Genomic DNA, 13514 nt, shown 5'->3' with positions numbered 1-13514 from the left:
TTCTACAACATAAAGATTTAATCGATATTGATTACTAATAATTTAGTCTAGTTATATCATTTCAACAAGTTATATTCTTCAGTTTTACTAACAGTAAGTAACAATTTTACTTAAGATGCCAACATGCAACATCGTCATTTTTCTCGCAAAGCATTGCATTCCGTACAATTAGGTTACTTTTCGTCTCAATGCTGCAAGTACGCATCAAATTTCACCCCTTTTTTTCCAGTTCTAAGACCTCTAGCTAGGTGTTTTTTCATGAAAAACTTTGATTAACTAATCAATTCGTTTCGCCTAATTTTTCTAGTTTTGCTATAGATTCATTTGGTTAATCCCTCGCATTCAAGCACTTTCCCCTGCCCTAAAAAAGCAAAATCTTCTTTTCACAAGGCTGTTTTAGTACGTTCTGGCATTCTACTTGCTGTTACACTGCTGGCAGTATTTTATATTCTACCAAATTATTTTAATAACGCCATGAAGCATATTGTTATGTTTCTGGCGATGGATGAAAACCCATAGGGGATTTGCAATGAACGTGATTGACTTCCGTTTCCGTCCTAACACTGCGGAAACTCTGAGCGGAATCCAGAACAGCTCTATGTTCAAAGGTCTCTGCCAGCACATTGACTTTTCTAAAATGAAAGCTCAGACCGTAGCTGAGTGTGTTCAGGACCTCACTGCTAACAACGTTGTACGCGCTGTTATCACTGGTCGTGACTGTGAAACCACTTACGGTTCCAAAGCTAACAACCAGAGTGTTATTGACTTTGTTCAGGCACACCCAGAGAAGTTCATCGGCTTCTTCGGTATGGATCCACACAAAGGCATGCAGGGCATCCGCGACCTGAACCACGCTGTTCAGACTTTCGGTCTCCGTGGTGCTGCTGTTGACCCATACCTTGCACAGCTCTACCCGAACGATGCTAAGTACTACCCAATTTACGCAAAATGTTGCGAACTCGAGATCCCTCTCGTATTCACAACCGGTCCTGCTACTCTCGTTCCTGCAGCAGTAGTTGACCACGTTGCACCTCGCTACATTGACTTTGTTGCTCGCGACTTCCCTGAGCTCAAAATCGTTATCAGCCACGGCGGCTACCCATGGGTTAACGAAGCTATCATTGTTGCTGAACGTAACAAAAACGTATTTATTGAAATTTCTGAATACGAACGTTCCCCAATGTCTGAAGCTTACATTCAGGCTGCTAACACAATGATTTCTGACAAGCTGCTTTACGCATCTGCTCACCCATTCATTGATTTCCGTCAGGCACTTCAGACTTACAGTGAACTTCCTTTCACTCCTGAAGTTCGCCAGAAAGTTATGCACGACAACGCAGCAAAACTCCTCGGCCTCGAAACCGCTCCTGCTGGTTCCGTAGCTGGTGGTGCAGCTTCTGCTGACCTCGTAAAAGACATCGTTACTGAAGTTCTCGCACGCCTCGGTAACTAGTCTTTACAACTTACGTTGTTTCTATTTTTCCAGATTGCGCATACTCCACGTATGCGCAATCTGGAAATTACAGCGCACACAGCGCCACATATTTTTTTGAACCGGATAGTTGATCAGCTCCTCCTTTGATCATGCCTCTAAGCTGTTCATCTGCTCCGGTTACTATACGGAACACTCCATTCCGAACCCTGCTTGAGGTGACATAGCGCAGGTACCACGCGCGGCTTTAAGATTCTCCCCGCTTCTTAAGCCAGTTTTTGTCCCTCATCTTTCAAGCCTTGTCTGGGCACGGGAGCACACTCCCCACAAATGCCCTGATTTCCCTTGCCAGGAAATCAGGGCATTTTGTTTTATGCTCAATAGGTTCGCGCCCCCAGTTACTTTCACTAAACCTCGCTATTCGTTCTACAGCCCTAAGGGGGCAATTACCCTACTCTCTATGAACAAAAAAAAGCATCTGGCATATAATGCCAGATGCTTTTTTAACGTACTCAGTAAAGAGAAAGACTATAAAATCTTACGGTAGATTGCGATGATGTCTTCTTTACGCATGCCACGAGGGTTTGTAGCTGCACAAGCGTCTTTCATTGCACTCTCTGCCATAACTTCAAAGTCTTCAGGATTAACAGTCTTACCGTATTTCTTAGCGAGAAGAGTAAGACTTGCTGGAATGCCAACGTCCTGCATGAGATCACGAATTGCCTGAATTACGTTGCTAGCAGCTTCACGCTGGGTACGCGCTGTACCCTGAACACCGAAGAACTCAGCCATTTCCGCAAAGCGATCCATTGCTGCGAGCATGTTAAACTCACAAACATGCGGCAGGAGGATTGCATTACACTCACCATGCGGCAAGTTCAAGTAGCCACCAAGCTGGTGAGCCATTGCATGAACATAACCAAGACCAGCGTTGTTAAACGCCATACCAGCCTGATACTGTGCGTAACACATAGCTTCACGTGCTTCGAGGTTACGACCGTTACCAACAGCACGACGCAGATATTTAGAAATAAGTTTAATAGCTTTTTCAGCGTTTGCGTCTGTCATGTGTGTCGCACCGGTTGAAACATAAGCTTCAACGGCGTGAGTCAAAGCATCAAGACCAGTTGCTGCAGTCAGACTTGGAGGCATACCAACCATTAACTCAGGATCGTCAAGAGCAATACTTGGAGTAACACGCCAATCAACAAGCGCCATTTTAACTTTACGCGCGGTATCAGTGATAATGCAGAAACGTGTCATCTCAGACGCGGTACCTGCGGTAGTGTTAACAGCAAGGAAAGGAGGCATAGCCACACGAGCCTTGTTTACACCTTCGTACTGATGAATTGTGCCACCGTTTGTTGCTACAATGCCGATACCTTTACCGCAGTCGTGTGCGCTACCGCCACCAAGGGTAATGATGCAGTCACAACCATTGGAGGAGTACTGTGTAAGGCCATCACTTACGTTTTTATCAGTAGGGTTAGGTACAGTTTCGTCGTACACAGCACACTGCATGCCAGCGCCCTGTAAAAGCTGCACGATAGAAGCGGTAACCCCAAGCTGCGTCATACCTTTATCGGTTACGAGTAAAGGCTTGGTACCTCCCAGAGACGCAAGTCTTGCTGGAATCTCTTTAATTGCGCCAGATCCGATAACTGTGACTGGCGGCATGTAAAATTCGACAGGTGCTACTGTCTGCTGAAAGCTCATCTCAATTCCTTCCGGTGATGAAAGTTGCTGTTTGCACCAAATAAAATTCAGTAACCCAAAAAACCTTTTAATTTCGCCAGAACATGTCACTACCCCTGCGACTTAAACGCTCTTCACTTCGTTTGTTCCGGCAAACTATTCACAGCGCTTTACTGTGATAGTAATTAACGCAAAGCAAAAAGTGCTTTGTACGAAAATTAACAAGCAATTTCATTTAGCAATAAATGTGCAAACAACCAAGTTCTAATTAGGCAGTAATGGAAGAATTACTATTAATGATTTTTTTTCATTAAAATTCAGACTATTATAAAAAATTTATTTTTTTCATTTTTTTTCTTATTTGTAATTTTGCACTATATGCACACACAACACTTTTGTTTTCTACTGTTTCACTTCCTTTATCAAAAGAATGAAACCGTTACCGTTGAATCTGTTATGCAACATGCCTCAAAAAAGATGCATTAATGCAACATCAGTCTAACCTAGCACTGCACTTTAGCTATCTAGCAGCACTGGCAACTTATTCTATTTTTCACAAGCTAGCTGTAACAATGCATTTTTTCGAATCGCTTTCAGCCGAGTCATGATGCAAAAAAACAACATTCACACCTATCACATGCAAATGTTTTTACGAGATGGGGGTCTGTTACAAAATGATTGACGCGTTTAGCGCTATACCTATATTGGTCGATATCTCTTTTTAGAAAAGAGAACGAAAATAGCAAGTTGTATGTATATTCCGGCTAAACACTGGAACTACTTCCTCGTACAAATAATGGCTTAGGTATCTATCTAACGAACTTTACTGGGGTTTAAATATGGGCTTTCAAAAAAAAATTTACGAGAAATGGGTTCAGCTTCCACAAGAAAGAATTCACGAAGCGCTAGTTGCCGTATTTTGTTGTTATATGCTTCTTTTTGCTTTTGGTCGCATCTTCATCCAAATCGGACAAATTGGCTCTCTCCTACTTCTATTGGCATATTATGCCAAAGGAATGCACAATACCAACTTAAGCAGATTTAAGGGGAAAAAATTCTTTATCGTTTTTTTTCTCTACTTAGCCCTGAATGTGCTACTTTCTGAATGGCCAGACAAATCCTACCGTGCCATCACCGGAAACATATGGAAAAGCTTCCTTATTCCTTTTATTGCCATAGAATTAGTTAGATCAGAACGAGATCTTCGTAAGTTAATGTTGGCTTTTGCAGGTGCAGCTTTCCTTCAAGGCTTAGATGGTATATGGCAATATCACACTGGGTACGATATTATTCACCAGACCAATATTTATGGAAATAGGCTTACTGGATCAATGAAAACTCCTCGAGTCGGAAACTACATGGCAATCATTATTCCAGCTGCTTTTGGACTTATCTTTTTTGCAAAACAAAAAAAAATAAAATGGGGGTCCATTTTAAGCACCTTGCTTCTCTCTCCAGCCCTTTTTCTTTTACTATTTAGCCATACAAGAAGTGGTTATCTCGGCCTAACCATAGCTTTTTTTTCCATATGGTTATTCATCTGGCCCCCCTTTAAGTTATACAAGGTTATTATTCCTACATGCTTCGCCTCTCTAGTTCTCTTATTTGGACCTTCAAGAGTTTCATTTGATGTTCTTTTGAAAAACCCAAGATGGGAAATTTGGTCGTTCTCTCTAAAAATTTTCGAGAACTTTCCAATATTCGGAACTGGTCTCAAAACATTTGCTCCAGCACGCGATCTCTTAGGGTTAAAACACGTTATTGCTCATAGCGGAATTCCACATCCTCACAATATTTACCTTCAATTCTTAGTTGATGGTGGAATCGTTGGTTTCAGTGCCTGTATATTCTTTCTTTTTGGTCTGCTCTTTTTTGTAATCAAAAAAATAAAGCCTAATTTAAAGGTAGAAATACAAGAAAAATCCACTAGCTATTACTGGCGCTATACTACATTTTTTTTAGGGGGATACATTGCCTATCTAGGAACTGGGATTTCAGCTCACGATTTCTTCAGGCCATGGTGGCTTACAATCGGAATGACAATGCTTGGTATAATTATCGGTGCAACTTGCTCACCTTTTTCTCTAAAAACTAAAATCTGTGACTCAAACAAATAACAGTTTACTATGAAGATAGCTTTTTTTAATGCCACAACGAATTGGGGTGGAGTAAAGTCGTGGACCATAGATGTAGCAGCCCAGCTTCAACTCCAAGGCCATGAAACTATACTCGTAGGCAAAGATACTCGTTTCGCAATTCGTGCAAAACAAAAAAATATACGGGCCATTACAACCAAATTCGGGTCTGACTTTAGCCCCATCAGCATCGTAAAATTCTTATCTTTTTTAAAAAAAGAAAGACCAGACGTGGTAATCGTAAACGTCAGCAAAGAATTACGAACCGTTGGCTTTGCGGCTAAATTATTACAAATACCACTAGTGCAACGTATAGGCCTCCCAAAGGATATGAAATGCTGCAAAAAAGTTCAGCTTCTTGATACGGTATTAACCCCGCACTACTTATTTCCATGCTATTATAACCGAGATGGAATGCTTGCTCACCTACCTTTCGTCAAAAAAAATAAGACTACCGTTGTCCATACGGGTAAGCCCTGTCGTGAAGTTTCCATTTCATCGCCCTCAAAGCCGTTTCAATTTATAAGCACAAGCCAATTAAATGAACGAAAAGGGCATAGCGAACTCATGGATGCTATGCATATCCTCTCAACAAAAAGCGTCCAATTTCATTGGCATATTGTAGGTACGGGCACTGAAGAAGCAGTGCTTAAAAAACGCGCTATTGAACTAAACCTATCAGAAAGCATTACTTGGCATGGCTGGACACAAGACGTCTTTTCTCTTTTAGAAAAAGCGGACAGCTTCCTGTTACCTTCCTACTTTGAAGGACTTCCAAACACGTTACTCGAAGCAATGAGTTGCGGACTTATTCCGGTAGCAAGAAATGTGGGCGGGATTCACGAAGCATGGCCGAATGAGCTCAACCAGTTGCTTATTGATCAAGATGCGGATGCTACTATTTGGGCTGAGAAGCTATATCACTTAATGACGACTCCAGACGATATAGTAATTAAAAACAAGAGTCTGGTAAAACAACACATTGACACTCATTTCAACATTAACCAGCAGGCAAAAAAGCTTGTAGATGAATTAGAAAAGGTCGTACAATCAACTGGCAACTAGAAAGCCTCTATATCAACAATCTGCTGTAAAATGGCCTATTATCTTAACACAAAAGACACAAAAGTTCTTTACTCCTTCTCTTTGTAAGCGGTATCTCAACTTGCCTTTCCGTAACTTTATGATATGTAAGCGTATAATATTTTAAGGAGTTATTATGAAAAAGTTGCTGTCACTTTGCCTTCTTGCCATCATGGTGTTGGACGCAAGTGCTGCCGTTGCCGGCAGCAATAAAATTGTCATCGCTCACCGTGGAGCATCTGGCTATCTTCCAGAACATACCCTTGAAGCAAAAGCTGCCGCCTATTTCATGGGTGTGGACTACATCGAACAAGATTTAGTTATGACAAAAGACGACAAGCTAGTGGTGTTACATGACCATTATCTTGATCGTATCACAGACGTTATGGAAAAATTCCCTAAACGTTTCCGCAAAGTAAATGGTGAAAAGCGCTGGTTTGCCATCGACTTTACTCTTGCTGAAATTAAATCGCTTAAAGTTACCGAAGGGTTTAACATTAAAGACGGGAAAAAAATTCAGGGATTTTCTGGACGTTTTCCAATGTTCTCTTCTTCATTTGAAGTACCAACTTTTGAAGAAGAGTTGCAGTTAATTCAGGGACTCAATAAATCCACCGGAAAAAATGTCGGTATCTACCCTGAAATTAAAGCACCTTGGTTCCATCGTGCCGAGGGTAAAGATATCAGCATGGCTGCTCTGAACATGCTTAAAAAATACGGCTACACAACAAAGCAGGACAAAGTATATCTCCAGTGCTTTGACCCCAATGAAACCCGCCGTATCAGCAAGGAACTTTTCCCAAAACTAGGTATGCAGTTAAAACTGGTTCAACTCATCGCAGAAACTAGTTGGAACGAAACCATGGAAAAGAAAAACGGTAAATTTGTTCCTTATAATTATGATTGGATGTTTGAAAAAGGCGGCATGGCGCGTATCGCTGAATACGCAGACGGTATTGGCCCTTGGAAACCAATGCTCGTAAAAAATGAATCTACCCGTAGTAAACTCATCATTACTAATATGGTTAAAGATGCCCATACTAACGGAATGGAAGTACATCCATATACATTTCGCTTAGACAATGGCCGCATCCCGCCATACGCAGCAAGTTTTGAAGACATGCTTGATATCTTCTACTACACAGTAGATGTTGATGGTGTGTTTACAGACTTCCCAGACCGTGCTGTGAACTTCCTTCGCCGAGCTGAATACCAGCGCCAAGGCTTATAACAGCTACTCCCGTTAATAATAAAGCCCGTCTCATTTGAGACGGGCTTTTCTTTTTCTATATGTAGAAGAACACACAACGGGTGCTCTTCTAGAAAATGCTTACTGGCAAGAGGTTGTTTTATTTATCTAATGCCTGTTTTACATCTCGCAATCTATTCGCAGTAATATCAAGCTTAGATGCTAATGCCTGAACCTGGTTAGGCAACATAGAGTCACCAACTTCGTTACCACCAGCAAAAACATACAGCGGATTAAATGTTGCGATAACATCCAAAGTTTCGAGAGCTACGGTAACGTTTTGCTCTCCACCTCTATTCATAAGCTCAGGATAAGCACTGTTTACGGTGTTTAATACATCACGAACGACCAAGCAGACACCCTTAGCAAAGTAAATGGCATCATCTGCTTCAAAATGAGAAGAAATACCAGTTTTCAAACGTGACTGCGGCATCTCAATCAAAGATTCAAGAGTGTCAATCAGTGTGTACAAATCGTCTGTTTTTACATTGTAAATCGCTTTGCCATTTTTGACGTCTTCCAGATACTTATTAATGGACTTGATACCTTCATTGTATCTGCTCTCAGAAGAAGCAAACATCCAAACATCTTCAGAATATGGAAAAGAAGAGGTCTGAGCTTTGAGGAGGTATTTATTTATCTCTTCGCCAGAACCACTTCGAGCAAAATTCGTGGTGTACACATTTATAACACCACGAGTAGCAAAAATAATCCCGCGCTGAAGATTCTTCTTATTGTCCAACCATGACGTAGGAGAAATAAGCAAATCGTTTGGCAACCAACCCACAGTAGAGTTGTTCAACTCTCGATCTAAAGAGTAGTAACCAGCCTGAAATACTAATGATGGAATATCTCCCTCAGCCACTTTTTCAGGAACTGGCATGACAGGCTGATCTGCCACCTGAGCCCGTGTGCCTAATAAGCTGATACCCACAATCAAAACAAAGATAACTAAAACAACTATGAGAGACCTTGAGCCGCTTTTACTGGTAAAAAGCTGCTTCAAAGAACCAAGCCCTAATCGTGACATGTGTTGTCTCCTACTATGACTATTTATTGAAAATTCTATTACTTCTTTGGGTTGCCGTATATCACTGATACGTCAAGGAGTTACGCCTTGTCCACACCTGCGAAAGGAAAGATACAACCCTAATCTGTTCCGCAAAATCACACTGACAGATAACATCACATTTACATGTACGTTATCTCTGCTATGCTAAATCAACACTCTTACTTTTTCAGTCAAGATGCAGGATGGAGGCATTTCATGAGACATGTTCAATTACCTTCTGGTGACAATATCCCGATGCTAGGGCTTGGAACGTACCTCAGCCCACCAGAGAAAATAGAAACAGCAATCCTATCTGCTCTTGAAGCAGGTTACCGCCACATAGACTGCGCAGCAATTTATGGAAATGAGAAGGAAATTGGCGCAGCACTCCAAAAGGCATTTAAAAAATATCCTAGAGAAGAATTATGGATAACTTCCAAGCTCTGGTGTGATTCACATGCGCCTGAAGCAGTACTCCCTGCTCTAACAAAAACAATGAACGATCTAGGAGTAGACTATCTGGATTTATATCTTATGCATTGGCCTGTAGCGCTAAAATCCGGAGTCAAACTTCCTCAGTGCCATGACGACTACATCGCTCTTGAAGAAGTCCCTCTTCGAAGCACATGGAAGGCAATGGAGGACTGCGCCGACAAAGAGCTTGTAAGAAACATCGGAGTAAGCAACTTCAGCACCAAAAAGTTACAGGCACTCCTTTCAACAGCGGCAATTCCACCAGCAATAAACCAAATTGAAATGCATCCTTATCAACAACAGCGAATGCAAAGAACATTTGCTCACAGGCATGGGATCACACTGACCGCGTATTGCCCCTTAGGCTCAATGGGAACACATATGACAACGCCCGATGGCTGCACTCCTCCGCCCTTGCTGAAACATCCTTTGATCAGAACCATTGCCAATAAGCATAGCTGCACACCAGCACAAGTACTGCTTGCTTGGATAATGAAGCAAGGCGTTGTTGCTATACCAAAATCAATCTCTCCCAAACGAATTCACGAAAACGCCGGTGCTCTGGATATCTGTCTAGATTTAAATGATATGACTGCCATACGCGAACTTGATATGGGAGCACGCATAATCGACGGTAATGTTTTCACCTTATATAATTCACCATACACGAAAGAAAACATCTGGGACGGCGAACGCTAACCTAGCTCGCGGTTAGTGTATGAAGCGTAATTTCAGGGGGAACAGTCAAACGCATAGGAGGTCCCCAAAAACCGGTTCCGGTGTTCACATACAGCTGGCTTTTGCCAACGTTATGCAAGCCTTTCACATATGGTTGAAACAAGTGAATTGCATACGTCCATGGGAAATACTGCCCACCATGGGTATGTCCTGAAAGTTGGATATCAAAATGAGCCTTGTTGGCTTCATATATACTTTTTGGCTGGTGCGCTAACAGGATGGAAACATCATGCTCTGGCGCACCTTCTTTTGCTTCAAAAGGGTTGGAAACATATTTTTCCCCAAAGCGGTCTCCATGATAGTCCCAAACTCCGGCAACTAAGAGCCGTCCTTCTCCTTTTTGAATCAACTGATGTTGATTATTCAACACCGAAAATCCCAACGACCGCATCTGTTCTACCCATCCGTCCACACCGGAATAAAATTCGTGGTTCCCTGTAACAAAGAATTTGCCTAACGGCGGGGTAAAGCTTTGCAAAGAATCAAGCTCCTTACCCACACGAGAGACCTTACCGTCAATTGCATCCCCAGTAACAACAAAAATATCCGGCTGTAGCTCCTTTACCTGTGCCATCATCTTTTGAAGCCATGCGCGATCCAATATGGACCCGATATGTAAATCAGAGACTTGCGCAATGGTCACCCCTTCAAGATCATGAGGCAGCCCTGCTATACGGAGTAAGTTCTTCTTCACTTCTGGCTTTTGAAATGCTTCGCGCACAGAAAAAGCCATTGTAGGCAAAACTGCAGCCATCACCGCAGCATTTCCAGCATTATGTAGAAAAGCTCTGCGTGCGCCATCAACAGGTTTATTCTTGGCAGCTCCGAAACGGCAACCAGCCTGAATAAATTCTTTCACAAAAAGAAACGGAATAGTCAGAGAAATAAACCCCAAAGAAAGATAACCAACCCACCGCAACGATGTATTTACTTCTACAGGAAGCCCTTCCCGGACAAACATTCTCGAAATATAATACAAAATAAGTGCAGCTAGAAGACCGCAAGCAAGTAGCAGCTTAACCCACAGGCGAGTTCGCAGCGGCGCAATCATGCGCCAACACACAACGCCCCACAAAATCAGTAAGGCCGATGTCATTACGATCGAAAATATCGTCATCTGATCTTTCATCTTTCCTCCGGCTTGCTCACGCCAAAACAATATATTTTACAACTGGTTATTATCTAAAGAGTACTTCTAAACCCCAATGATCCCAACTCTACCTACTGTTATATGCAAAACTAATTGTCCAATAGTATTTACCACACCTGTTGAATATACATCATTAAAAAGTAGTAATATTAAAAAAAGGGCTCATCCCAAAGGAAAGAGCCCTTACTTATTGTTAATTCTGTACAATAACTATTCTTGCTTAAGCGTTTTAATTACCAGATGTAATTCGTCAGACAGATTTGCAAGTGTTCCCATCGTACGTGCAGAATCGCCAGCAGAAGATGCCATATCATCCGCTAAACGAGTTACTTCTTCCACACTACTATTGATCTCTTCACTTGTCGCTGACTGTTCTTCTGCTGCTGTTGCAATAACACGTACCATATCGGTGGAACGCTCAATCATTGAAGTCATACTCACCAAAGCATCTCCAGCCTCTCTGGCAAGCCCTGTACAGTTAGTGACAACATCACTAACCTGTTTCATTGCATCAATGTTTGCTGAAGTTCCAGTCTGAATAGCGGAAACTGCTTTTTCAACTTCAGAAGTTGCCTGCATAGTCTTTTCTGCAAGCTTACGCACTTCATCCGCAACCACAGCAAAGCCACGCCCGGCTTCACCGGCACGAGCCGCTTCAATCGCAGCGTTTAACGCAAGCAAGTTGGTCTGATCAGCAATGTCTGAAATCACATCCATGATCTGCCCGATCCCCTGAGCCTTCTCCCCAAGTTCTCCAAGACTTTCGGTCATCTGACCAGAGCGAACAGCAACATCATTAATTGAAGTTACAACTTCTTTTACAGCTTCTGCTTCATGGGCTACGCTTTCACGCATCACTTCAGAATGCTGTGCGGCATCGGATGCATTCTGAGCCACATCCATAACAGCCACATTCATTTGTTCCATAGCCGTTGCTGTTTCACCACTTCGAGCAGCCTGACGCTCTGTACCACGTCTAGTTTCCTCAACCAGTGAAGAGAGCTCCTCAGAAACAGAGCCGATTTCAGCTACAATTGCTTCCAATTGTCCCGCAGCTTGATTCAAACCTTCCTTTCGAGCTACTTCAGCCTGTGCCTGTGCTTCAGCCGCTGCCTGCAATGCCTCGTTGGCTTTCATTGTCTGCTCTTCCGCCTCTTCAGTCTTACGGTCTGCCATTTGGATTGAATTAACGAGACTGTCGACCATTTCCTTTAAAGCACACTGTAAATCAAACAACTCGCCTGTCATACGGATATTAGAATCTACCTTGGAGTAATCTCCCTGACTCACAGCCTTTGCTGAATCAACGACGTTGTATAACGGCTTAAGCATCCGAAGAATCAAAAAGTACGCAAGCAAACCAATGAGAAGTGTTACGCCACCACCAGAAAGAACTGTAGCAACAAGGCTCTCATCTGCAGACGCAACAACTTCAGATCTATCCTTAATAATAAGAAGGCGATGACCAGTCTCTTTAACGGTATGCATGCGCCCAAGTATTGAATTTCCATCTACTTCAAGCTCAAACATCCCATCTTGTTTTCCTGCAATGGAATCTAAAACTTTATTCCCTGTAGAACCGAGTCGCTTCATCGCTACATCAGTGAACCCGGGAGCAGCAAGGATAGTTCCGTCTTCTTCAAAAAGCAGAACCCGCCCAGTCTCTCCTATCTTGATTTCCTGCATCAGAGTGACCAGCATCGACAATTCAACATCAATACCGACTACTCCAAGAATACCACCCTGTTTATCTCTGGCAACAGTCATAGCACTCGCTACAGGCACTCCGGTTGTGCTTTGATAGGCTTTTGAGATGGCTGACCCCGAGGGCGCTTTCACAGCAGCCTGATACCACGGACGCTGTCGAGGATCATACCCAGCTGGAAGCAATGTTGGGTCTGACATAATAAAACCACCTGTATTACTTCCATAATATACAAGCTCATATCCTTTATGCGTGGCACGAGCGTTATGCATTACACGGGAAATTCGTGCTTCTATAGGAGGCAATTCTTTTACATCAAAATTCATATCCACTTGTACTGTGCTGTTAAAGACATACGTTCCCGTTGCCTGCTGGATATCTTCAAGCAACGCTACTTCCTTCGTGGTATTAATGGCACCAGCAAAAAAATGGCTTACGATATTCTCAACAAGAGCAGCATCAGTCTTCGATGACGCTGTAAAAGCCTCTACAGCATCCTCACGAACAATCGCATTTGAAATAACCAAAACTAAAAGCACAGACGACAACGTTGCAAACATGACTAAAGCAGTTACTTTTGCTTTAATACTTTTAAACATTTTACCCCCAATATGCAGTTTCCATTAAATTTTCTTCATATTTTGATAAAAAACAAAACAATAAGACTGCATTTCTTTCTAATTTACTTAAAAAAGCACCCCTGATTCCACCGAATTTTGATCTTTTATATGTGATCTGCCTTCTCTATATTTCGGCATTAGAATTAATCAGATTAATTTTTTCTCAAAACATAAGTTCACAC

Annotated in this window: 9 protein-coding genes; 5 read left to right on the top strand and 4 right to left on the bottom strand. The window is 42.3% G+C overall.

Annotated elements, in window-relative coordinates:
- The first annotated feature begins 529 nt into the window (after positions 1–529).
- Positions 530–1453 (top strand): amidohydrolase family protein, encoded by a 924-nt coding sequence (locus QZY95_RS11060; protein WP_290923410.1) that lies wholly within the window; start codon positions 530–532, stop codon positions 1451–1453.
- Between the two features lie 507 nt (positions 1454–1960).
- Here QZY95_RS11060 and QZY95_RS11055 read toward each other — a convergent pair.
- Entirely contained in the window at positions 1961–3148 is a 1188-nt protein-coding gene (locus QZY95_RS11055; protein ID WP_290923408.1) for an iron-containing alcohol dehydrogenase, read from the bottom strand.
- An 818-nt stretch (positions 3149–3966) separates the two neighbouring features.
- On the opposite strand from QZY95_RS11055, the gene QZY95_RS11050 reads away from it, so the two are divergent.
- From QZY95_RS11050 to glpQ, 3 genes are all read left to right on the top strand, one after another.
- The gene (locus QZY95_RS11050; RefSeq protein WP_290923406.1) at positions 3967–5244 is read left to right on the top strand and encodes an O-antigen ligase family protein; all 1278 of its coding nucleotides are present in this window, start codon (positions 3967–3969) and stop codon (positions 5242–5244) included.
- A 9-nt stretch (positions 5245–5253) separates the two neighbouring features.
- On the top strand, positions 5254–6327 hold the full coding sequence (locus tag QZY95_RS11045; RefSeq protein WP_290923404.1) for a glycosyltransferase: 1074 nt from the start codon (positions 5254–5256) through the stop codon (positions 6325–6327).
- A 154-nt stretch (positions 6328–6481) separates the two neighbouring features.
- A complete protein-coding gene (gene glpQ / locus QZY95_RS11040; RefSeq protein WP_290923402.1) occupies positions 6482–7576 on the top strand; it encodes a glycerophosphodiester phosphodiesterase in 1095 nt (364 codons plus the stop codon).
- Between the two features lie 118 nt (positions 7577–7694).
- On the opposite strand, the gene QZY95_RS11035 is transcribed toward glpQ, so the two are convergent.
- A complete protein-coding gene (locus tag QZY95_RS11035) occupies positions 7695–8624 on the bottom strand; it encodes a DUF2333 family protein (RefSeq protein ID WP_290923400.1) in 930 nt (309 codons plus the stop codon).
- 237 nt (positions 8625–8861) lie between these two features.
- Here QZY95_RS11035 and QZY95_RS11030 point away from each other — a divergent pair, with 237 nt between their 5' ends.
- Positions 8862–9818, top strand: coding sequence for an aldo/keto reductase (locus QZY95_RS11030; RefSeq protein ID WP_290923398.1), 957 nt, complete (start codon positions 8862–8864; stop codon positions 9816–9818).
- 1 nt (position 9819) lies between these two features.
- Here QZY95_RS11030 and QZY95_RS11025 read toward each other — a convergent pair whose 3' ends face one another.
- Both QZY95_RS11025 and QZY95_RS11020 read right to left on the bottom strand, forming a co-directional pair.
- Positions 9820–10986, bottom strand: coding sequence for a metallophosphoesterase (locus tag QZY95_RS11025; RefSeq protein ID WP_290923396.1), 1167 nt, complete (start codon positions 10984–10986; stop codon positions 9820–9822).
- A 231-nt stretch (positions 10987–11217) separates the two neighbouring features.
- Positions 11218–13311: a methyl-accepting chemotaxis protein gene (locus QZY95_RS11020; RefSeq protein WP_290923394.1), complete on the bottom strand. Its 2094-nt coding sequence runs from the start codon at positions 13309–13311 to the stop codon at positions 11218–11220.
- Positions 13312–13514: the final 203 nt, after the last annotated feature.

Origin of the sequence: Halodesulfovibrio sp. (assembly GCF_015482765.1) — a bacterium.
Taxonomy (GTDB): domain Bacteria; phylum Desulfobacterota; class Desulfovibrionia; order Desulfovibrionales; family Desulfovibrionaceae; genus Halodesulfovibrio.
Note: the sequence above shows the minus strand (reverse complement) of the source record. Positions and strands in the feature narration are given on the sequence as shown.